This window comes from Oceanobacillus sp. CAU 1775 (assembly GCF_054482815.1).
This window is the reverse complement of record NZ_JBTLRO010000004.1, coordinates 272,402-295,834: the sequence shown is the minus strand read 5'-3', so window position 1 is coordinate 295,834 and position 23,433 is coordinate 272,402. Positions and strand designations below refer to the sequence as shown.

Sequence of the window (23,433 nt, the reverse complement as noted above, 5' to 3'; positions counted from 1 at the left end):
GATACGAGGTTTTCGCCTGTATCCCTTTTTAAAATTATTATTTATTTTTGGTTTCTTTCTTTGCAATTGCAATAGATAACTCTTTTAATTGCTCATTTGCTACTTCGTTTGGCGCTTCTGTTAAGAGGTCTGAAGCAGAAGCTGTTTTTGGAAATAGAATGGTATCTCTTAGATTTGATCTACCTGCAAGGAGCATAACGATTCTATCCAGTCCGAGTGCAATCCCTCCATGAGGTGGTGCACCGTGTTCTAGAGCTTCAAGCAAGAATCCAAACTGCTCTCTAGCTTCTTCCTCAGTAAACCCAAGTACCTCAAACATTTGATCCTGAATCTCTTTCTTATAAATCCTTAGAGATCCTCCGCCTAATTCATAACCATTTAGTACGATATCGTAAGCATTCGCTAGAACGCTTCCTGGATCAGTCTTTAACTTTTCTAAATCGGCTTCAACAGGAGAAGTAAATGGGTGATGTGCCGCAAAGTAACGACCAAGCTCTTCGTCATATTCTAGCAATGGCCAATCAGTAACCCATAAGAAGTTGTATTTTGTCTCATCAATTAAACCTAATTCTTTTCCTAGCTTAAGACGTAAAGCACCTAAGCTATCGAAAACAACATTTGTCTTATCTGCTACAAATAACAATAAGTCTCCGTCAGCTACGTCCGCTAATGAAACAAGTGCAGTTATTTCTTCTTCAGAAAGGAACTTAGCAATAGGTCCTTTTAATTCCTCGCCCTCAGCTTTAAGCCAAGCAAGCCCTTTTGCCCCATATACATTTACATATTCAGTTAGCTTATCAATATCTTTACGTGAGAAGTTAGCAGCTTGATTTTTTACATTTAATAAACGAACGCTTCCTCCATTTTCAATCGCACCTTTAAAGACTTTGAAATCAGACTTAGCAAATACCTCAGAAGCATTAATCAGTTCAAGGTCAAATCTTGTATCTGGTTTGTCAGAACCAAAGCGATTCATTGCTTCGTTATATGTCATTCGTTTAAGAGGTAATTCAATATCTACATCTTTTACTTCTTTCATGACATATTTCATCATCTCTTCTGTCATGTTCATAATTTCTTCGCTTGTTTGAAAAGATGTTTCAATGTCAATTTGAGTAAATTCTGGTTGACGATCCGCACGTAAATCTTCATCACGGAAACATCTGGCAATTTGATAATATTTTTCAAAACCACTCATCATAATTAATTGTTTAAATAATTGTGGAGATTGTGGCAGTGCATAAAACTCACCAGGATGAACCCTACTTGGGACTAAATAGTCTCTTGCACCCTCTGGTGTACTCTTTGTTAAAATTGGTGTTTCCATTTCTAAAAACTCTTCGTTATTTAAGAATTCACGAATCGCTTTTGTAGTCTTATGACGCAGTTTAAACGTTTCTTGTAAGCTGGAACGACGTAAATCAATATAACGATATTTTAAACGAAGGTCTTCGGAAACATCCGTTTCATCTTGAATCGCAAAAGGAGGTGTTTTTGCTGTATTAAGGATTTTTAAACTAGAAGCAATGACTTCAATCTTCCCAGTTTTCATATTAGGATTGACCGTACCTTCATCTCTTCCTACAACCTCACCAGTGATTTCAACAACATACTCGGAGCGAATCGTATCAGCAACAGCTAACGCCTCACTTGACACATCCGGATTAAAAACTGCTTGAATAATACCTGAACGGTCACGAAGGTCAATAAAGATTAATCCACCTAAATCACGGCGCTTTTGCACCCAACCACGTAATAAAACTTTTTCGTTAATATGTTGTTCATTTAATGAACCCGCATATACTCTTGCCTGCATATTATTGTCCTCCTAATAACTTTCCTTTAATCTCATCGCTTAATGATGCAATTGGGACTTCTGTTTGTTCACCAGTTCCCATATCTTTTAATAAGATAGTATCTCGCTCTAGTTCCTCTTCACCTAGAATAAGTACTAATTTTGCTTTTAGTCTATCAGCAGCTTTGAACTGCCCTTTCATCTTACGGTCTTGATAATCTTTATCAACTTGAATCCCTGCATTTCGGAGGTTATGGATGATTGGCACTGCTGCCTTCTCTGCTTTTTCACCGACAGCAACTACATAACAATCCAATTCTTCTTCAACTGGTAACTCGACACCTTCAACTTCAAGTGCTAGTAAGAGTCTTTCGATACCCATTCCAAAACCAATTGCAGGAGTACTTGGTCCACCTAACTGGTCAATAAGCCCATTATATCTGCCACCACCAGCTAAAGTGGTTATTGCTCCAAAGCCTTCCGCATTACTCATAATTTCAAATGCTGTATGGTTGTAATAATCCAAGCCGCGTACTAACGTTGGATCAACTGTATACTCAATTCCAATCGCATCTAAATAACTTTTCACTTGTTCAAAATATACTTTTGATTCTTCGTTTAGGTAATCAAGAATAGACGGTGCTGTGCTCATTGCCGGGTGATCTTTATCCTTTTTACAATCTAAAACACGTAATGGATTTTTTTCTAATCTGCCTCTGCAATCATCACAAAGTTCATCAACATGTGGTGTAAAGTGATCAACTAATGCTTGTCGGTGGCTTGCTCTACTCTCATTATCCCCTAAAGAATTAATTACTAGTGATAAAGATTTTAAGCCTAATTCTTTATAGACTGTCATTGCCAGGTCAATTGTCTCTGCATCAACGGCGGGATTAGAACTTCCTAATACCTCTACACCAAACTGATTAAGCTGGCGCATTCTTCCTTTTTGTGGTCGTTCGTAGCGAAACATCTCTGCAAAATAGTATAATTTTATTGGTTGGTTTACTTCCCCATATAATTTATTCTCCACATAAGCACGAGCAACTGGTGCTGTACCCTCTGGTCTAAGTGTAAGACTTCTTCCCCCTCGATCTTCGAAGGTATACATTTCTTTTTGAACAATATCTGTTGTATCTCCAACTCCACGCTGAAAAACTTCTGTATGTTCAAATAAAGGAGTACGAATTTCTTTATAATTGTAACGACGACAGATGTCTTTCATCTTTTCTTCTACGTACTGCCAAGCTTTGCTATCCTTTGGTAAAATATCTACGGTACCCCGTGGTGCTTTCATATTCATGAGATACGCCTCCTTTATTTTGTTAAATAATTTTAAATTCATTAAAAAAATATAAAAAATCCCGTCCCTTATAAAATATAAGGGACGGGATTTACCCGCGATGCCACCCTAGTTGATGTATGAATACACCCGCTCTTCACAGTTAACGCCTGCAAAACGTATGTATCTACTTGAATTTCAATACATATCCTCTGGAACGTCTTTCATTAGTCTATGAAATAAAGATGTTTACAGCCAATGACATCTTCTCTCTTGATTTCTAGTTTCTAACTACTTTTTCCTTCTACGGTCAATTTATATAAAATTATTTCATTTTATGGAATGAATATAATATTAAACTTTTCGATCGGGATTGTCAAGATTGTTTCTTATCACCAGTTTAGTTTTGCCATAAACTTGGATTTCTATTATACTTAAGTTCAAATTTACAATAAAAAAAGTCTAATCTTTTTGTTTGGGGGAAACAGGCATTGTCGCAAAAGAAAAACATTCTATTAGTAAGCTTTTTACTTCTTAGTTTTCTTTTTATACAACCAATATTTGCAAAAGAAGCTTTAATAGAGGGAAATAATCTAAATGTAAGAAGTGGACCAGGAACAGAGTATGAACCTGTTGGACAAGTTAACAGTGGGGAAGTATATGAAATAATAGAAGAAGAAAATGATTGGGTGAAAATTCAGCTGGAAGATAATGCTGGCTGGGTTATTAAAGAATTCATTACAGTAAATGATGATGAGAATAATGAAGAATCACAAGAAATAGAGCAACCAATTCCAAGCAAAATGGAAACAGTTATAATCCAGCACGATAATACCCATTTAAGAGCTGGAGCTTCAACGGACAGTGAGATCATAACTTATGTGGATCGAGATCATACTTTTGATGTCATTTCTGAAACTGAAAACTGGCTAGAAATTACAGACGGAGAAATCACTGGCTATGTCAACCGTCAAATTATAAATGGTGATACGAAAAGAAGTAAATCAGCTGGCTTAAAAAACAAAACAATTGTTATTGACCCAGGACATGGTGGTCGAGATGTCGGGGCAATCGGAGTGAATGGCTCCTATGAGAAAGATATTTCATTTTTAACAGCAAGTGAACTTGAACGCGAATTAATCGCCTTGGGTGCAAATGTAGTAATGACTCGAACGAATGATGCGTTTATCCCTCTAAGCAGTCGAGTCCTATTAGCTAACGCAGTCGATACAGATGTATTTATAAGTTTTCACTACAATAGCTTCCCTGAAGCACCTTCAGCAACAGGTGTTGAATCATTCTATTACCATGACCAAGATAAACCACTTACAACTTTCATACATAATGAAATTATTAAAGAAACGGAAGAACGTGATCGCGGGGTTACATTTGGTAATTTTCAAGTAATTAGACAAAATTTTAAACCAAGCGTCTTACTCGAACTTGGATTTCTATCAAATCAAGAGAATGAAGCATTACTAAATACAAATGCCTACCAACGAAAAATCGTCTCAGGCATCATTAATGGGTTACAAAAGTATTTTAATATGAATGATTATTAAGCAAAACTGGCTGTACACAACAAATGTTATGTACAGCCAGTTTTTATTTGTCTTTACTATCTAATATGATTGTCACTGGTCCGACGTTTGTAAAAGCGACATCCATCATGGCACCGAATTCCCCGGTTTCTACTTGAATATTATTCTTTACTAGTTCATCATTAAATTTCTCATAGAGTTCTTTTGCTTGATCAGGTTTTGCAGCCTGAACAAAACTTGGACGTCTCCCTTTTTTCGTATCTGCATAAAGTGTAAATTGAGATATCGATAAAATGCTACCTCCAATATCTATTAGAGATAGATTCATCTTCTCTTCTTCATCTTCGAAAATACGTAAATGAATAATCTTATTTACTAGATAATCAATATCCTCAATAGTATCTTCATGTGTCACACCTAGTAGAATTACGAGTCCATCATCAATAGAACCGACTATTCTTTCATCAACTGTGACTGATGCATTTTTCGCTCTTTGTATTACTGCTTTCATGTTGAAAATCACTACCTTCCCGAAGAGGAATTAATTTATTGTTCTTGTTACTGAGTATACATCAGGAATTTTCTTCAATCTCTCGACGATTTTTTTCAAATGACTCGTATTTTGTATGAGGATTGTTAAGTGAATAATTGCCATTTTATTTTTATCTGTTTTTCCATTCACATGTGTAATATCTGTTTTCATTTCACTTACTGCTTGAAGCACTTCATTGAGTAACCCTCGACGGTCATAGCCAGAAATTTGTAAATCAACATGGTATTGTTTTAAATCAGTTTCATGCTCTTCCCAAGCTACTTCAATATGTCTTTCTTTTGCTTCATCAGTATGAACATTTGGACAGTCTGTACGGTGAACTGATACCCCTCGGCCTTTTGTAATATAGCCAGAAATCTCATCACCTGGTACAGGATTACAACATTTGGCAAGACGAACCAATAAGTTATCAATGCCTTCTACTTTAACACCTGATTCTTTTCGGTAAGTGCGATTTACTGGTTTCTCTGTATTAGCCTCGGTCAATATTTTATTTACTTTATCTTCTTTTTCTCGCTCTTGTCGAATATGATCCGTTAACCTAGTTGCAACTAATGCTGCTGTAATTCCATGATAGCCAACCGCAGCATAGAGATCATCTTCATTGGTAAAACTAAATTTATCATAGACTCGTTGCAGGTTTTCTTGCGTTAATACCTCTTTTGGTAAAATGTTTAACGCGCGAATTTCTCTTTCGACTGCTTCCTTACCTTTTGTAACGTTTTCTTCTCTACGTTGTTTCTTGAAAAATTGCTTAATTCTACTTTTGGCTTGAGAGGTTTTGGTGATTTTCAACCAATCCTGTGATGGCCCATAGGAATGTTTCGAGGTCATCATTTCAATAATATCGCCATTTTTTAATTTATAATCTAAAGGTTCCATTTTACCATTAATCTTCGCACCAATTGTTTTATTTCCTACCTCTGTATGAATCTTATATGCAAAATCAATCGGTACAGAGCCAGATGGTAACTCGATTACATCACCTTTTGGTGTAAAGACATAGACCATATCAGAAAACAAATCGATTTTTAAGGATTCGATAAACTCTTCTGCATCTGGCGTTTCATTTTGCCAATCAAGAATCTCTTTAAACCAAGAAAGTTTTTCTTCAAAGGTTTGTCTTTGACTATTTTTTACTTGTTTACCTTCTTTATATGCCCAATGTGCAGCGATTCCATATTCTGCAATTTCATGCATTTCTTTTGTTCGAATTTGAACTTCAAGTGGATCACCTTTTGGACCAATAACTGTCGTATGAAGGGATTGATAAAGATTTTGCTTTGGCATCGCAATATAGTCTTTGAATCTGCCAGGCATAGGTTTCCAGTTTGTATGAATAATTCCTAAAACCGCGTAACAATCTTTAATACTGTTCACGATAATACGGACTGCAAGTAAATCATATATCTCATTAAATTGCTTATTTTGTTTCATCATTTTTTGGTAAATACTATATAAATGCTTTGGTCGCCCTGACATTTCTGATTCAATATTTACTTCAGCTAATTGATTTTTTAACTGATTAATCACAACTTCTATATATGTTTCACGTGCTTCACGTTTCTGCTTCATTAATTGTACGATTCGGTAATACTGTTGGGGATTCATATAACGTAATGCCGTATCTTCTAGCTCCCATTTAATCGTAGAAATTCCCAAGCGGTGTGCTAAAGGTGCAAAGATTTCAATTGTTTCATTAGCTTTTATACGCTGTTTTTCAGGTGGTAAATGCTTAAGCGTGCGCATATTATGTAACCTATCCGCAAGCTTAATAAGAATTACTCGAATATCTTTCGCCATTGCGACAAACATTTTTCGGTGATTTTCAGCCTGTAATTCTTCTTTAGACTCGTATTTAATTTTCCCTAACTTTGTGACACCATCGACTAAAAGAGCAACTTCATGGTTAAATGCTTCTGTAATTTCTTGAAGTGTGACTTCCGTATCTTCTACTACATCATGTAAAAATCCTCCAGCAATTGTTTCAGCATCCATTTCTAGCTCAACTAAAATGCCAGCTACTTGCACTGGATGTATGATATACGGTTCACCTGATTTTCTAAATTGTCCTTCATGTGATTTTTCAGCAAATTCATATGCACGTTTAATAAACGCAATATCTTGATCAGATAGATATTTGCTTGCCATTTCTAATAACTCTTCAATTGTCATGATTTCATCTTTAGCCATCTAATCACCTTTATCAACAGTCTTTATGTAAAATAAATTTACTTTGCAATATTATATGCTTTTCTATTGAAGCTGTCTAACTATAAGTGTAATCACCATTTAATACCAGTATGTAAAAGAATAGGTCTGACTTTATAAAAACTGCCAGACCTGAACATATTCATATTAGTAACTTGTTAGGGATAAGACATCATAACCTACAAGTTTTTCCATTCCATCTAAATAACCAAGTTCAACTAAAAATGCACAACCAACAACGATTCCACCTAATGATTCAACTAATTTAATTGTAGCTTCTATTGTGCCACCTGTCGCAAGTAAGTCATCAGTAATTAGGACACGTTGACCAGGAGTAATAGCATCTTTATGAATGGTTAGGACGTTCTCGCCATACTCTAATCCATAATCTACTCTTATAACTTCTCGAGGTAATTTACCTTCTTTTCTAACTGGTGCAAAACCAACCCCAAGTGCATAAGAAACTGGACAGCCTATAATAAATCCTCTTGCTTCTGGGCCAACAACAATATCAATTTCTTTTTCCTTAGCAAAATCAACAATATCATCTATAGCTGATTTAAAAGCTTCACCGTTTGCCATTAGTGGTGTGATATCTTTAAATGATATCCCTTCTTTAGGCCAATCTTGTACAATTTCAATATGTTTTTTAAAATCCATTCAACTTTTCCTCCTTGGGAACCCCCAAATAGTCTACATTCGTTTCAAACCAATTTCTAAATTCTGGATAACTCGAGTAGTACAATTGTTTTTCAATTTCTTGTTGATGCAACCGATCTTGATAGATAGTCGATTCTTCTAAATCTTTTTTTGTTGAATCTGGATTAATTTCAACGACACCATTATTTGTATTGATGAAACCTAATTCCTTAAATACTTGAACAATAAATATAATCTTATCCCGTGACCATGACTTTAACTTCATCATTGCGTGGATTTCAGTTTTCATATCCACTTTCTCTTGTTTCATAACGTTGGCATAAAACCATACAAAATCATCACGAGAAGGAAATGATGTTAAATATGCACTATCATTTATATGATAACATGCATAAATGTTTTTAGGCTGTGATTCATTTAAGATTTCTATTAAATTTTTAGTTTTCGTTGGTAATTCATATAAAACGATGTTTTGATATTTTTTTAACTCTGAAAAGTCAGCATCATAGGATATGTAGGCATAGTTAGGATACTCTCTAGCTTCAGTGTTTGACACAAAAATAGTATCATCCTGTGGTAAGTGGTCTAGTTGATAGTTTTTTCTGCCTCTGTAATCAAATAATTGCCATTCATCAATCCGAATATCTTGAACCATAATCTGTGCTTTCCGATTACCATTCCATTCGTTAATGTTTAATTCTCCAACTAGCGAAAGCTCCGTATTCGGTGAAATTTGATGATATTGTTTTCCTAACCCAAAGGCAATCCCGTCTAGTGTCTTGCCTTCTTCAGCAAATTGTAGTTTAAGATGATTTTTATTACCACCAATTTGTCTAATATCAGATGGTATATGGGATAACTTAAAAATTGGTTTAGGATTTCCCATCCCATACGGTGCAAGTTGATTTATTTCATCTACTAACTTTTCATTGACTTCAGGCAGTGTAATCGTGCCACTAACAAGAATTTCTTGTTTAAAATCTTCAGGTGCTACTTCTTCTGATAGATAAGTATTCAATGCAGATTGTATCTTTGCTATTTTATCTATTTCTATTGTCATACCTGCTGCTTGCGCGTGGCCACCAAAATTTATAAATAAGTCTCTAATTTTCATGCAATTTGTAAATAAATCAAATGCAGGAATACTACGTGCCGAGCCTTTCAATATAGCTTTTTCTTCATTCACATTTAAAACAATTGCAGGACGATCAAACTTTTGTACAAGCCTCGAAGCAACAATACCTAGAACTCCTTCATTCCAGTTAGCCTTCGAAACAATAATTACATCCTTCGCTTTAGGATCTACCATTGCTTCAGCCTCAAGAATAATCTCACTTACAATCCTCTGTCTCTCTTGATTTATTAAATCAACCTCTTCTGCCAGATATTTTGCCTCATCTAGCGAATCCGTGAGTAGGAGTTGTACAGCAAGGCTAGCATCTTGTAGTCTGCCTACAGCATTTAATCGTGGTCCTATCATAAAGCCAATACTTTCTTCGGTAACTTTACCTTCAATTTTACAAATGTTTTTCAGTGATTGAATACCTGGACTTTTACTTACAGTTAGCGCATCCAAGCCGTAATAAGTTAAAATTCTATTTTCATCTTTTAAAGAAACTAAATCCGCAATCGTCCCAATCGCGACATATTCCAATAAATGTTTCGGAAAATAACCTAAGAGGTATTCTGCGAGTTTAAATGCTACGCCAACACCAGCTAAATCTTTAAAAGGATATGCTTCAGATAGCTGTGGATGAATAATAGCAGTGACATTTGGTAATTCACCCTGTGGTTCATGGTGGTCTGTTATAATCAAATCTATTCCAAGAGCTTTTGCAACATTCGCCTCATGTATTGCAGTAATACCAGTATCAACCGTAATTATTAAAGAAACAGATTGATCCTTCGCGTAATATATCGCATCTTCGTTTAACCCATAACCTTCAGAAAAACGATTCGGAATATAGAAATCACATATCGCGTTTAATTCATTCAATGCTTTCATTAATACTGTAGTTGACGTCACACCATCCGCATCATAGTCACCATAGACTAGAATTTTTTCTTCCTTCTCAATTGCCTGATGAATTCTATCGGCGGCTATATCTATATCTTTCAAATTTTTAGGATGATGTAAGTTTTCGATATCAGGTGTTAAGAAACTTTTTGCTTCTGATGTATTTCTTATTCCTCTTTGTAGTAATAACTTCTCTACTACTGGAGAGATTTCTAGTGGTATATCTTGAATTAATTCTTCAGTTTCTGGTTGTTCAATATCTTTCCATTTTGCCTTACTCTGTAACATAAATTCACCCCTGACTAGTCTATTATACAAAAGACTATCAGGGGTAGCAATTTAATACGTTCCATTTGTTAAATTATATTAAACTACTGGTCCGTCTAATTTTTTCTTCTTTCTAAAGTCTAACGGTTTGTCTTTCAAGTTTCTTCCTCTCCATACTAACCAAATTTGGGAAGCTAGGAATAGAGATGAGTAAGTACCTGCAAGTAAACCTATCACTAATGCTAGGGTAAAGGTGAAAATTGATGAAGTACCTAGTATTAGGAAAGCAAAAATAGCAATTAATGTTGAAATTGAAGTGTTCATCGTTCTTGTAAAGGACTGAATAATACTTCGGTTAATAATTTTTGCTAAATGACTGAAATTCGTAACTCGTTTATCCTTTTGAATGTTTTCCCTAATACGGTCAAAGATAACAATCGTATTATTTAAGGAATAACCAATGATTGTCAGTATTGCTGACACAATTGTTATATCAAATTCTATTTGCGTGATACTAAAGACAAATAACATGATAAACACGTCATGTAATAATGCAATTACCGCAGTAATACCAAAAATTATCTCAAATCGGAAGGCAATGTATATGATAATGAAGAAAGCAGCAATTGCAACTGCATAAATTGCATTTTTCACTAATTCTTGCCCTACAATCGGCGAAACTACACTAACTCCAGGTTCTACTCCATAACTATCATTAATTGTATCTTGAACCTCAGCTACGTCTTGATCTATCAAGACTGTTTCAAAGCGGGCAACAGCAATATTACTATTATCCCCTGATAAAACAATCGATTTAGCCTCTAAGTTTAGACTCTCAAAAGTAGATTCAATCTCTTCTATACTTAATGTTTCTTCCGTAATTATTTCAACTCTGGTTCCACTTGTAAAATCAATACCTGGATTAATTTTAAAGATTAGTATGGTTATAGATCCTAATATAATGAGTAAAGTTGTAAAGATAAAGAACTTTTTGCGATGTTTTACAATGTCAACATTTCGCTTAAATAATTGTGGTTCTTCTTCCTCAGCATCAAGGTCTTTAATTTGATTCGTTTTTACACCAAACCATGAATGTTTACCTTTCAAGTAACCACTCTTGACCCAAAAGCCTGTTAATAATCTTGTTCCAAATACAGCTGTAAGGAAGCTAACCAAAATACTAATAATTAACATGGTAGCAAAACCTTTAACTGAACTTGTCCCAAAGATAAATAGAACTACTGCAGCAATCATTGTTGTAAGGTTTGCATCGAGAATCGTTCGGAATGAATTTTTATTTCCACTCTCAAATGCTGCCTTAATAGACTTACCTGATCTGATTTCCTCTTTATAGCGTTCAAAGGAAATGACGTTTGCATCTACAGCCATCCCAACACCCAGAATAAGTGCAGCTATACCTGATAGCGTTAAAATACCATTCATTAGGTAAAATACGAGTAGAACTATAAATGTATATACTACTAAATTAATAGAAGCAATGATTCCAGTAAATCGATAAGCTATAATAAGGAATAAAATTACCAGTGCGAGACCAATTATTCCTGCAAATACAGTGTCATTTAATGCTTGCTCACCAAATTGTGCCCCTACAGAAGTAGAGAAGATTTCTGTCATATGTACAGGGAGTGACCCAGAATTAATGACATCCGCTAACATCTGTGCTTCTTCAACTGTGAAGCTACCACTTATCATAACACTTGAAGTATGTAATGGGGCGTCAACACTTGGTGAGGAAATAAACTTAGGATCTTCTTTCATTACTTCTTCAGCGAAAGAGTCTCCTTCTTCAAAATCCATCCAAATAACCAACAGATTATCTGGTCTCATCTGACTGATCTCAGTGGTCACTTCCCCAAACTTATTCGAATCATTTAATTGCAATGTGACAATTGGTAAATTTGTTTCCGAGTGAAAATCTTGTTTGGCACTACCGGCTCTAATATCAGAACCGTCCATATATTCAACATCATTTACATCACGGAATGATAATTGTGCAGATGTAGCTAGCATATCACGTGCTTGTTGCTGGTTCTCGACCCCTGCAAGCTGCACCCTGATACGATCTTCACCTTCTATATCAATAACAGCCTCACTGATACCTAGACGGTTTACACGGTCATTTAACGTACGTACAGTACCTTCCATTAAACTTTGTGATATATCTTCGTCAGTATCAACAGGTGTTACTTCATATAAAACTTCAAAGCCACCTTGTAAATCTAAACCTAGATTAATATTTTTTGTTACTCCACTTGTCGATGTTCCAATCACAATACCTAAAGCAATTACGATTAGAAAAAAGGCGACTAATTTGCCTCTCTTTTTCATTTAAACCTTTCCTCCCTGTTTAGCGAGTATCCTAAAATCTACTCTGTTTTCATAATAGCTGCAATTGAAGCCATTAAATCATCATTTTTAAATGATTCCACTGTCAAATAACTCAAGTAGGTAGATGATTGTAAATGCATAATATCATTTGCAACTTGATGAAGTTTTTTCTCAGGATCACCTTTCCATACTTTCGCAATTAGGCATTTCCAGACATCATCATTTGTAGCTTGACTATAACCCATTATATGTAATTCTTCTACTTTACTAATTAAAAAAGGAACAACAAACTCCTTCCACTGTGACGCATTTTTTATCGCATCCATATTCATTCCCCCTAGTATTATGGAGTATTCGAATTAACTTGTCATGCTTGACCATATAAAGTACATATACTTCATTGTATATTAATTTTTATTTTTTGAGAAGGCAGGAAGATAAAATGACCAAACAAACATTTTTACAAGGAGCTTTAATTTTAATTATAGCAGGTATGATTACCCGCTTTCTTGGTTTTATTAATCGAATTGTTGTCGCTCGACTAATAGGCGAAGAAGGTATGGGACTCTACATGATGGCCCTACCTACTCTATTCCTTATCATTACCTTAACACAATTCGGTCTTCCTGTTGCCATTGCGAAAAGAGTTGCAGAAGCAGATGCAATCAATGATCAAGCCAAAATCAAAAAAATTCTTGTTGTTTCTTTAGCTTTTACTGGTTCAATTAGTCTTGTTCTTAGTATTGCTATGTTTTTTGGAGCGCCACTCATCGCAAATAGTTTATTAACAGATGAACGTACATTGTATCCCCTGCTTATGATAAGCCCAATTATTCCAATTGTTGCAGTATCTACTGTCTTGCGGGGCTATTTTCAAGGTAAACATAATATGAAGCCCCAGAGCTATGCTCAAGTAATCGAACAAATTGTTCGGATTGTTTTTGTGTATATTTTTATAACCATCCTGCTTCCTTATGGCGTAGAAATAGCAGCAGCAGGAGCGATGTTAAGTGTAGTAATCGGTGAATTAGTATCTGTTATTTATATGATGTACCAGTTTAATTATAAAAAGCTTAAGAGATTTAGGCTTTCGCTTTTTCGTAGTTCAAGAGAAACGATAAACTCTTTATTCTCCATTGCTCTTCCAAGTACAGGCAGTCGCTTAATAGGTTCAATTTCTAATTTCCTTGAACCGATTTTAGTTTCTCAAGCACTAGCAATCGCTGGAATTTCTAGTATTGCAGCCACCAAACAGTACGGAGAATTAGCTGGATATATTATACCATTATTATTCTTACCAACTTTTATTACACATTCTCTAGCTATTGCATTAATCCCATCCATTGCTGAGGCTGGCGCTAAGAATAATCACGCTGCCATTCATTATAGAATTCATCAGGCCATTCGTATTTCATTTGCTTCAGGAGCACTTGCCACAATCGTCCTCATACTTTTTTCAAAGCAGATTTTATTTTATATGTACGGAAGTGATAATGCTTCACAGCTCCTAATTTTAATGGCACCTTTTTACATCTTACTATATATACAGGCACCTTTACAAGCAGCGTTACAGGCGATGGATTTAGCGAAGGAATCCATGTGGAATAGCTTAATTGGTGCTATTGTAAAACTCGTTATCATTTTTCTATTAGGATCCAATCCAAATTTCGGTATGCAAGGAGTTGCGATTGCCTTATCAACTGCTGTCTTATTGGTTACCGTTCTCCATCTTGCGGTATTAAATAAAAAGATTTCCTATACCATTCCTTTAAAAGATTTCTTCAAAATGATTCTATTAGCTTTAAGCACTTTCTTTATTGGAATTATCCTAAAGCAATTCTATTTGTTATCGACCCCACATGTTTTAAAATTTCTAACCGTACTAGTTGCTTTGTCGGTTATTTATTGTTTCATTCTCTATATTTTACGATTTATCACGAAAGATGAACTAAGAGCAATTCCTTTGTTTAATCGTTGGTTCCCAAATAATTAATATTTGTTGGTCTATATCTATTGGCACTGAATAAATTGATACTAGGACAAACATAAGGGGGATGACATATGAAAAAACAGTCACTTGCTATCGTCTATGGTTGGATTTTTATTCTTACTTTCATACTAATTGGCAGCTTTATACTTGCTCTATTATTACAATTTACTACGATAAGTTCATCAATGCTTTCTTGGGTTTCATTTGCAGTAGGATTACTAGGTTTATTCATTGGTGGGTTAATTACAGGAATGAAAGGCAAGAAAAAAGGATGGATTTACGGAGGATTAACTGGTGCGGGATTTACTTTGTTTATCTTTCTCGTACAATTCTTAGGTTTTCAGAATGGCTTCTCACTCGAACAAATCATCCACCACAGCGCATTCATTCTCGCCGCAATGTTCGGTGGAATGATCGGAGTCAACTTATTTACTAATACAGCGGAATAGTTTTTTAGAAGGAAACAGTTAAAAGTCTATAAATAAAAATAACCTTATGAGCAAATTAGATGCTCATAAGGTTATTTATTTTGCAACTCTATGTATAGACCTGCGCACTATTTAAAAGCAATAGATTACACACCTATTGCTTTTATCATGAAATAAAAATTTACTGTACAACTTCACGAATTGCACTTCTGTCGTATGTTAATTTTGTACCTTCACCAGTGATTAGCACGATCGTACCTTCATCGATTGCATGAATGGTAGCGTGAAAACCACCAATTGTAATGATTTTATCACCTTTTTGTAGGTTATCTTGCATTGTTCTTACTTGTTTCTGTCTCTTTTGTTGTGGACGGATTAATAAGAAGTAAAAAATAACAAACATTAAAATAATCGGTAACAAAGCAACTAATGTATCCATTTATTCCCCCCCTTTCTCAAACAATATACTAGAGGATACGAGCTTTTAGAAGTTTTTTGCATTTGGTTTATTTAGCCCATATTGCTCAAAAAATTCCTCTTTAAAATCACCAAGTCGATCTTCACTTATTGCAGTTCGTACTTGCTCCATCAATTTTAACAGAAAATGAAGGTTATGATAAGTAGTAAGTCTGAATCCGAATGTTTCATTACATTTAACTAAATGACGAATGTAAGCACGTGAATAGTTTTTACACACATGGCAATCACAATTCTCATCAATTGGACCAAAATCACGAGCATATTTTGCATTACGGACGACAAGTCTTCCGTTAGATGTCATACAAGTTCCATTTCTAGCAATACGAGTTGGTAATACACAATCAAACATATCAATACCACGGATTGCCCCGTCAATCAATGCATCCGGAGAACCAACTCCCATTAAATATCTAGGTTTATCAGCAGGTAATTCAGGAGTTGTAAACTCTAAAACACGATTCATTACATCTTTTGGTTCGCCTACAGATAATCCACCGATTGCATATCCTGGAAAATCTAATGAAATTAAATCACGTGCACTTTGTTTTCTTAAGTCTTCGAACTCTCCACCCTGCACGATACCAAATAATCCTTGATCCTCTGGTCTTTCATGTGCAGACAAACATCTTTCTGCCCAACGAGAAGTACGCTCAACAGATTTTTTCATATAATCGTGTGTTGCAGGGTACGGAGGACATTCATCAAAAGCCATCATGATATCTGAACCAAGCGCATTTTGAATATGCATGGCTTTTTCAGGAGAAAGAAATAGCTTGTCTCCATTCAGATGATTTCTAAAATGCACCCCTTCTTCAACGATTTCTCGCATATCACTTAAACTAAAGACTTGAAATCCACCTGAGTCTGTTAGAATTGCGCCATCCCAGTTCATAAACTTATGAAGACCACCAGCTTCTCTAATGATATCTTCACCAGGTCTTAGCCATAAATGGTAAGTGTTTGATAAGATAATATTTGCATCCATTTCTTTTAATTCTTCAGGACTCATCGTCTTAACAGTCGCCAAAGTTCCTACTGGCATGAATGTTGGCGTATCAAATGAACCATGAGGTGTATGGACTCTTCCTAAACGGGCACCAGTTTGTTTATCTGTTTTTATTAATTCATATGTTATTGGTGTTGTCATGTAATCTTCCTTTATTTATATAATTAACATCGCATCGCCGAAACTAAAGAAGCGGTATTCTTCTTTTACTGCAGTGTGATAGGCAGAAAGAATTTTATCTCTACCGGCAAATGCACTAATCAACATAATTAATGTTGACTTTGGCAAATGGAAGTTTGTTATCAAACCATCAATTGCTTGAAATGTATATGGTGGATAAATAAATATATCTGTCCAACCACTTGTCTCAATAAACTTACCATAATCTTTCGCGATTGTCTCTAACGTGCGTGTTGAAGTTGTTCCTACAGAGATTATTCTACCGTTTTTATCTTTTACGTCATTTAATATTGCTGCTGTTTCTTTTGTCATATGATAAAACTCAGCATGCATTTCATGATCATCAACTGACTTAACACTTACAGGACGAAATGTTCCTAATCCAACATGAAGTGTAATGAAAGCAATTTGAATCCCTTTTTCTTTAAGTTGACTAAGTATTTCTTCAGTGAAATGTAATCCAGCAGTAGGAGCGGCAGCGGAACCTTCTTCTTTCGCATAAACTGTCTGGTATCTATCTTTTTCGGAAAGCTGTTCACGAATATATGGTGGTAAAGGCATTTCTCCAAGTTTATCTAGCACTTCATAAAAAATACCCTCATAGGAAAATTCAAATATTCTTCCACCATGGTTTTCTATTCCAGTACATACTGCTTTAAGTTCACCATTACCAAAAATTAGTTCTGTACCCACTTTTACTTTCTTCGCTGGTTTTGTTAATACTTCCCATGTATCTGATTCTTGTTGATGAAGTAGGAGTACTTCAATTTTTGCCCCTGTATCTTTTTTTATACCATAGAGTCTAGCAGGTAAAACTTTTGTGTCATTCAATACTAAACAATCACCTGGGTTTAGATAGTCTACAATATCTGTAAATATTTTATGTTCAACTGCATCTTTTTCTCGATCTACTACAAGTAATTTTGATGCAGAACGATCTAAAAGAGGTGTCTGTGCAATTAACTTTTCCGGTAATTCAAAATCGAAATCATTTATATTCATACGTTAATCCTTCCTTACCTTTACCTGAATTTCCCAATAAAATAAAAAACAAGTGTTAAAACGATACTTACTACGATTGATGTTACGATAGGAAAATAAAAAGTAAAGTTGCCTGTTTTAAACTGGATATCACCTGGTAATTTTCCAATAAATCTCCATAATAATCCTATTATAATTAATACAATACCTGTAATAATTAAGAACTTACTTATATTCATTGGCCATCAGGATCCTTGATACCAAAATGCGCATATGCTTTCGCAGTTACTACTCGTCCTCTTGGCGTTCGTTGAATAAATCCCATTTGCAATAAATAAGGTTCATAAACATCTTCAATTGTTTGGGCTTCTTCACCAATGGTTGCTGCTATTGTGTCTAAACCAACAGGGCCACCATTAAATCCTTCGATTATTCCCTTTAATAATTTATGGTCGATATGGTCTAAACCGGCGTCATCAACTTGTAGCATTCCAAGAGCAAGATTCGTTACTTCCAAACTAATTTTACTTTCTCCTCTAACCTGAGAGATATCGCGAACTCTTTTCAGTAGCCTGTTAGCAATTCGAGGTGTTCCTCTTGAGCGTAGCGCTATTTCGTCTGCAGCTTCTTTTGTAATAGACGTATCAAATATTTCAGCTGTTCTTTCCACAATTGCGGTTAAATCTTTCTGCTCATAAAAATCAAGTCGACTTAATACCCCGAATCGATCCCGTAATGGTGCAGTTAGTAACCCAGCCCTCGTTGTAGCTCCAACGAGTGTAAATGGCGGGAGATCAATTCGCACAGACCGCGCACTTGGTCCAGTTCCTATAACAATATCTAAAAAGTAATCTTCCATTGCTGGATACAATACTTCTTCTACAACACGTGGTAAACGATGAACTTCATCGATGAACAAGACATCTCCTGCCTCTAAAGAAGAAAGGATCGCAGCTAAATCACCGGCTCTTTCTATTGCTGGTCCTGAAGTGGAACGGAAATTTACACCCATTTCATTGGCTATAATTGCTGCGAGTGTTGTTTTCCCTAATCCTGGTGGTCCGTAGAGTAACACATGGTCAAGTGGTTCTTCACGCATTTTAGCCGCTTGGATAAATATCTTTAAGTTTTCTTTTACTTTATCCTGGCCAATGTACTGATCAAGTGTTTCTGGACGAAGACTTAGTTCTATTGTCAAATCTTCTTCGTGAATTTCTCCAGTAATCATTCTTTCTTCCATCAGTTAATTGCTCCTTTCTTAATTTTTCATAAGTAACGCAAGTGCTTGGCGAATTAATTCATCTGATTTCTCTGCTTTTGCTTTTCTTAAAGTAGGCAATATTGGAGAGATTTCTTTATCTGTATAACCCAAAGCTTTTAAAGCATCCTCTGCTTCTTTTAATGCTGTTACATCTTTAACTGGAATTTCTGTTTCAACAGGAGCAACAGAAAATACAGTAGTTAATTTTCCTTTTAGATCTAAAATAATTTGTCTCGCTGTTTTCTTTCCTACTCCAGGAAAGCTCGTCAAATATTTCTCATCTTCATTTTCTACTGCTGATACAAATGCTGGTATATCTACTGTGCCTAAGATTGCTAGAGCACTTTTTGGACCAATACCAGATACCGAAATTAATTTTGTAAATAAATATTTTTCATCTTTGTTTTTAAAGCCATATAATACTTGAAAATCTTCACGAACATAATGATACGTATATATGAATACTTCTTGTTTTAATAAGTCTTGGAAATAAAAAGGGTTGGAACAAATTAATTCATATCCGACTCCGCTGGCTTCAACAAGTACTGCATCGTCATGAATTTCTGTTAACTTCCCTCTTACATATGCAATCATTTAAACTCTTCTCCTTTATAAAACTTTCTCTCTTTATACTACCATATTCGGCAATAAAGGATGAAACTTCTATCCCATAAGTATGGAATAGAAGTTTCAGTAAAATTTATTAATCATTTGATTGTTCAAGGTTATGATGAATATCTTGTACATCTTCACTTTCTTCAAGTAACTCGATTAATGCTTGCATTTTTTCCTCATCTTCTGCAGACAATGACGAATAATTTTGTGGGATTAGAGTAATTTCACTATCTAAGATTTCAAATTCCTTTTCACTTAAATAGTCGACAACTTCCTGGAAGCTTTCTGGGCTAGTCAGAATTTCATACACACCATCTTCAGTTGAAATATCGTCCGCTCCAGCTTCCAAAGCTTCAAGCGTCATTTCATCTTCATCAATTTGACCAGACTCATTATTAATGACAATGACACCTTTTCGGTCAAACATGAAGGATACACTTCCGTTTTCACCTAAGTTTCCACCATTCTTTTTAAATGCATGTCTAACTTCACCAGCTGTGCGGTTTTTGTTGTCTGTAAGGGTATTTACGATGATAGCAATACCACCCGGGCCATAACCTTCATAGGTGATTTCCTCAAAGCTCATGCCATCAAGCATTCCTGTTGCTTTTTTAATATTTCTATCTATATTATCATTCGGCATATTATCTGCCTTCGCTTTTTCAATCGCTGTTCGTAACGCAGGATTCATTGCAGGGTCCCCACCGCCTGCTTTTGCTGTTGTATAGATTTCTTTTGCATGGCGCATAAATATTTTTCCTCGTTTAGCATCTTGTGCGCCTTTTCTTCTCTGTATATTATGCCACTTAGAATGACCAGCCATTGGACATTCTCCTCTCTAGAAATTTCTTTACTAACTATATCAAAAAAAAGGCATATATAAAAGTAATCTCTATAAAATATAGTTAGTATTGCTCTAGAAAGATAAGTGATTTAATTATCCACATTAAAAAAATCATTAAATATGGAGTCTATCTGTGGTTTTGCATGATGCTCCTTTAGCCTTTGCCAATGGCTATGGTCGGAGAATACAATCACTCGTTTATTTTCATCATTAATCATCTCTTGCACTTGCTCTTCAATTTCCGGAACAACGTTCATATCATGGTTTCTACCAAAAACATTATCCCGTAATCTGAGTGCTACAAAAACTTGATCATCAATTACTCTAACTTCAGTCATGACAATATCTCTATTTTTCATTAATTCCTTGGCAATTCTCTGACTTTCTTCTGTCGTATAGGGATCTGTGTAGTGCTCCATGTCGTTATCTGACAGCTTTTCTGTTTGAATTCTCCTTACATCAACATATTCCTCATAATAATCTAATTCCTCTTTTAAGAACCACTGATTCCTTAATTGTTGTGGGTGAGGGCGATTAAGATCATCATTTGTATTTTTTAACGTTATATCATTCCCACATCCAACTAAAAGGAACAACGCTATCATTATTATTATTTTTTTGAACATAAAAACAACCTCCTTATTTATAGTTTGTATAAGAAAGGTTGTTTTACACATAAAACGATATATCATTCGGTGGGAGTTTTTACCACTACCACTTCTTCAAGCCTGGATCGACTCCTATTTTATTAATAAAAATGTTAATTTCTCTTATATTTCGGTAAACTATCTCTTTTGTGACTTGTACGGCGATGCATGGATTCAATTAATTCTTTATCAGCTTCGTCAATTTGCTTTCCTTCTAAATAAGCATCAATGACGTCGTATGATACACCCATTTCCATTTCATCACTTTGTTCTTCCCATAAATCTGCACTAGGAACTTTTTCAACTACGTTAGGAGGAACTTGAAGAACTCTAGCCATTTCTCTAACCTCTGTTTTTGTAAATTCCACTAGTGGCTGGATGTCTACACCACCATCCCCGTACTTTGTGAAATAACCTGTATACCATTCCGCAGCATTATCTGTGCCTACTACTAAATAATTATAATGAGCAGCCAAGGCATATAAGGTATTCATTCTTAGTCTTGCACGTAAATTTGCATTAGCTAACTGGTCCGCATCTAAATTTAATGTTTTACTTTCTTCAAGTGCTTGAGTAATCCCTTGGTACATTACTGTATGGGTTTCTGTAAGATCAATCTTTAAAGGTGTTAAGTTACAAGCTTCTAATACATTCTTTGCATCTTGTAGGTTCAATTCACTTGTATGAATCGGCATCATAACTCCTAATGAGTTATCAGGATAAGCACGCTTAATTAGATTAGCAACAACTGCGGAATCTAATCCTCCACTGACGCCAACTAGCAAGCCCTTTGCCCCAGCTTTTTCTGTTGTTTCACGCAGCCATTCCACAATCTTATCAATATGTTTCTCCATTTTAAATCCCGCTCCTTCATCTTCATATAATATTTCAAGTATGAAGGAGTATTCCCGAAAAAGTCAAGAAACTAACAGGGTTCTTATTTATCCTTTTCCTTATCTGTTGCAGAATCCTCATTTACTGCCGGAGGTCTAGGAAAGAACTCTGGTTCATTTTTTCTGTCAAAATGTGAAAAGTCATTTGTTGGGTAAAGTTGATCTATTTGTTGTTGGTTCATTTGTTGTTGATACATTGGTTGTTGCATTGGTGGCTGAGGCATTGTATGTTGATGCATTTGTTGTTTCATAGACGGATAAGGCATTGAATATGCTGGCTGCTGGTAGTGATTATTTTGTTGCATAGCGTAAGGTGAATACATTGGTTGAGATTGCTGACCGCAGCATCCAGTTGGCATGTGGTTGTAGTATGGCATCATCGCTTGATGCTGACAGCAAGGACAATAATGAGCCGGTGCCATATTCGTGCAAGGTGCATAATAATTGTCTATTGGAGACTGATACATTGGCATTTGTTGAGTAGGTTGAACATAGCTTTCTTTTGGTTGCTTAGGTACCTCCTGTTTTGGTATTTGTTTTGGCTGCGTTTTTGGTTTGGCTTCTTTCGCTTTTTCTTTCTCTTTCTTTACTTCTGGGAACATTGTTGTTGGATAAAAATCATCCATACCTTCTAAGCTAGGTAATGTGATTGATTTATCACCTTGGAGTTTAGGGGACTCCGTTATTTGCAACTTTTTTGTAGGTTCGGTAGGCTTTGGTATTGTTTTTGGTTCGGCTTTTGGCGTAACAACTTTTTCTTTCGGAGATGTCTTCTTCTTACTTTCCTTTAATTTTCCTGTAGAAGGAATTCTAATCTTCATTCCAGGCATAATCATATCTGGGCTTGCTAAGTGTGCATTCAATTCTTTTAACTCTTCAAAATCTACATTATATTTTTGGGAAATCTCCCATAAAGTATCTCCCTTTTGAACAATGTGTATTTTCAAAAGAACTTGCTCCCTTCTTTATCGATCTAGACTAATTATTCTATATCAACATATGCAACAACAGCCCAAAAGTTAACTATAAAACACAACTTCATTTGAAGGAAGCTTTTATAGACCTTCCATCTACTCTAAAGTAAGTGAATTAATCCTGCATAAACTAAATAAAGAAAAAACGTTAGATACTATGATAGTAAATAACGTTTATTGGTGTATTAATTTAATGAAAATTTTTAACTTAATTTATGGATTTATTAAATATAGTTCTTTGATACATCATCGCTAAAGGGTGAGAACACTAAAATGAGCTTCGGAAATATACGAAGACTCCAGCGGGATGGAAGGCAACGGCGAGACCCCACAGTGCGCAAAGCGCGCGAGGAGGCTCGTCAGCCGCCCGCGGAAAGCGTAGTATATTTCCGAAGCGGGTTTTTCCTCTTATTAAGATTGAACATAAATATTACATAATCTCTTAAGAGTCACATTAAC

General features: G+C 35.3%; 21 protein-coding genes and 1 other annotated feature. Of the genes, 3 read left to right on the top strand and 18 right to left on the bottom strand.

Translation table 11 applies throughout. The features are described 5' to 3' along the window. Positions 1–37: 37 nt before the first annotated feature. Together aspS and hisS are read right to left on the bottom strand one after the other, a co-directional pair. Entirely contained in the window at positions 38–1,816 is a 1,779-nt protein-coding gene (aspS, locus tag ACXYMZ_RS09390; protein ID WP_458948131.1) for an aspartate--tRNA ligase, read from the bottom strand. Between the two features lies 1 nt (position 1,817). Continuing rightward, positions 1,818–3,098: a histidine--tRNA ligase gene (gene hisS, locus ACXYMZ_RS09385; RefSeq protein WP_458948130.1), complete on the bottom strand. Its 1,281-nt coding sequence runs from the start codon at positions 3,096–3,098 to the stop codon at positions 1,818–1,820. Positions 3,099–3,175: 77 nt separating this feature from the next. Further along, positions 3,176–3,393 (bottom strand) — a binding site (T-box leader). 175 nt (positions 3,394–3,568) lie between these two features. On the opposite strand from hisS, the gene ACXYMZ_RS09380 reads away from it, so the two are divergent. Then, positions 3,569–4,639, top strand: coding sequence for an N-acetylmuramoyl-L-alanine amidase (locus tag ACXYMZ_RS09380; RefSeq protein WP_458948129.1), 1,071 nt, complete (start codon positions 3,569–3,571; stop codon positions 4,637–4,639). Positions 4,640–4,682: 43 nt separating this feature from the next. On the opposite strand, the gene dtd is transcribed toward ACXYMZ_RS09380, so the two are convergent. The 6 genes from dtd to ACXYMZ_RS09350 form a co-directional block, all read right to left on the bottom strand. Continuing rightward, complete coding sequence (gene dtd / locus ACXYMZ_RS09375; protein ID WP_458948128.1) at positions 4,683–5,129, bottom strand: D-aminoacyl-tRNA deacylase; 447 nt, start codon at positions 5,127–5,129, stop codon at positions 4,683–4,685. Positions 5,130–5,159: 30 nt separating this feature from the next. Beyond that, positions 5,160–7,364, bottom strand: coding sequence for a RelA/SpoT family protein (locus tag ACXYMZ_RS09370; RefSeq protein WP_458948127.1), 2,205 nt, complete (start codon positions 7,362–7,364; stop codon positions 5,160–5,162). 165 nt (positions 7,365–7,529) lie between these two features. Further along, positions 7,530–8,042 carry an adenine phosphoribosyltransferase gene (locus tag ACXYMZ_RS09365; protein WP_458948126.1) on the bottom strand — a complete coding sequence of 171 codons (513 nt, stop codon included), beginning with the start codon at positions 8,040–8,042 and terminating at the stop codon, positions 7,530–7,532. After that, on the bottom strand, positions 8,032–10,347 hold the full coding sequence (gene recJ, locus ACXYMZ_RS09360; RefSeq protein WP_458948125.1) for a single-stranded-DNA-specific exonuclease RecJ: 2,316 nt from the start codon (positions 10,345–10,347) through the stop codon (positions 8,032–8,034). Before recJ ends, ACXYMZ_RS09365 begins: the two co-directional genes overlap by 11 nt. A 78-nt stretch (positions 10,348–10,425) precedes the next feature. Then, complete coding sequence (gene secDF, locus ACXYMZ_RS09355) at positions 10,426–12,675, bottom strand: protein translocase subunit SecDF (RefSeq protein WP_458948124.1); 2,250 nt, start codon at positions 12,673–12,675, stop codon at positions 10,426–10,428. Between the two features lie 38 nt (positions 12,676–12,713). Continuing rightward, positions 12,714–13,001, bottom strand: coding sequence for a post-transcriptional regulator (locus tag ACXYMZ_RS09350; protein ID WP_458948123.1), 288 nt, complete (start codon positions 12,999–13,001; stop codon positions 12,714–12,716). 116 nt (positions 13,002–13,117) lie between these two features. On the opposite strand from ACXYMZ_RS09350, the gene spoVB reads away from it, so the two are divergent. Beyond that, entirely contained in the window at positions 13,118–14,668 is a 1,551-nt protein-coding gene (gene spoVB, locus ACXYMZ_RS09345) for a stage V sporulation protein B (protein WP_458948122.1), read from the top strand. Between the two features lie 68 nt (positions 14,669–14,736). Next, entirely contained in the window at positions 14,737–15,114 is a 378-nt protein-coding gene (locus ACXYMZ_RS09340) for a TIGR04086 family membrane protein (protein ID WP_458948121.1), read from the top strand. A 160-nt stretch (positions 15,115–15,274) separates the two neighbouring features. Here ACXYMZ_RS09340 and yajC read toward each other — a convergent pair whose 3' ends face one another. The 10 genes from yajC to ACXYMZ_RS09290 all read right to left on the bottom strand — a co-directional run bounded on the left by yajC (position 15,275) and on the right by ACXYMZ_RS09290 (position 22,947). After that, positions 15,275–15,532, bottom strand: coding sequence for a preprotein translocase subunit YajC (gene yajC / locus ACXYMZ_RS09335; RefSeq protein WP_458948120.1), 258 nt, complete (start codon positions 15,530–15,532; stop codon positions 15,275–15,277). Positions 15,533–15,577: 45 nt separating this feature from the next. Beyond that, the gene (tgt, locus tag ACXYMZ_RS09330) at positions 15,578–16,720 is read right to left on the bottom strand and encodes a tRNA guanosine(34) transglycosylase Tgt (protein ID WP_458948119.1); all 1,143 of its coding nucleotides are present in this window, start codon (positions 16,718–16,720) and stop codon (positions 15,578–15,580) included. Between the two features lie 15 nt (positions 16,721–16,735). Continuing rightward, positions 16,736–17,761, bottom strand: a complete 1,026-nt coding sequence (gene queA / locus ACXYMZ_RS09325; RefSeq protein WP_458948118.1) for a tRNA preQ1(34) S-adenosylmethionine ribosyltransferase-isomerase QueA — start codon at positions 17,759–17,761, stop codon at positions 16,736–16,738. A 20-nt stretch (positions 17,762–17,781) separates the two neighbouring features. Further along, complete coding sequence (locus tag ACXYMZ_RS09320; protein WP_458948117.1) at positions 17,782–17,979, bottom strand: DUF2905 domain-containing protein; 198 nt, start codon at positions 17,977–17,979, stop codon at positions 17,782–17,784. Further along, positions 17,976–18,980, bottom strand: a complete 1,005-nt coding sequence (ruvB, locus tag ACXYMZ_RS09315; RefSeq protein ID WP_458948116.1) for a Holliday junction branch migration DNA helicase RuvB — start codon at positions 18,978–18,980, stop codon at positions 17,976–17,978. Before ruvB ends, ACXYMZ_RS09320 begins: the two co-directional genes overlap by 4 nt. Positions 18,981–18,998: 18 nt before the next feature. Beyond that, positions 18,999–19,595 carry a Holliday junction branch migration protein RuvA gene (gene ruvA / locus ACXYMZ_RS09310; protein ID WP_458948115.1) on the bottom strand — a complete coding sequence of 199 codons (597 nt, stop codon included), beginning with the start codon at positions 19,593–19,595 and terminating at the stop codon, positions 18,999–19,001. Positions 19,596–19,704: 109 nt separating this feature from the next. Then, positions 19,705–20,439 carry a YebC/PmpR family DNA-binding transcriptional regulator gene (locus ACXYMZ_RS09305; RefSeq protein ID WP_458948114.1) on the bottom strand — a complete coding sequence of 245 codons (735 nt, stop codon included), beginning with the start codon at positions 20,437–20,439 and terminating at the stop codon, positions 19,705–19,707. A 110-nt stretch (positions 20,440–20,549) separates the two neighbouring features. Continuing rightward, positions 20,550–21,086, bottom strand: coding sequence for a YhcN/YlaJ family sporulation lipoprotein (locus tag ACXYMZ_RS09300; protein ID WP_458948113.1), 537 nt, complete (start codon positions 21,084–21,086; stop codon positions 20,550–20,552). Positions 21,087–21,220: 134 nt separating this feature from the next. After that, complete coding sequence (gene nadE / locus ACXYMZ_RS09295) at positions 21,221–21,961, bottom strand: NAD(+) synthase (RefSeq protein ID WP_458948112.1); 741 nt, start codon at positions 21,959–21,961, stop codon at positions 21,221–21,223. An 83-nt stretch (positions 21,962–22,044) separates the two neighbouring features. Continuing rightward, positions 22,045–22,947, bottom strand: a complete 903-nt coding sequence (locus ACXYMZ_RS09290) for a LysM peptidoglycan-binding domain-containing protein (protein WP_458948111.1) — start codon at positions 22,945–22,947, stop codon at positions 22,045–22,047. Positions 22,948–23,433: the final 486 nt, after the last annotated feature.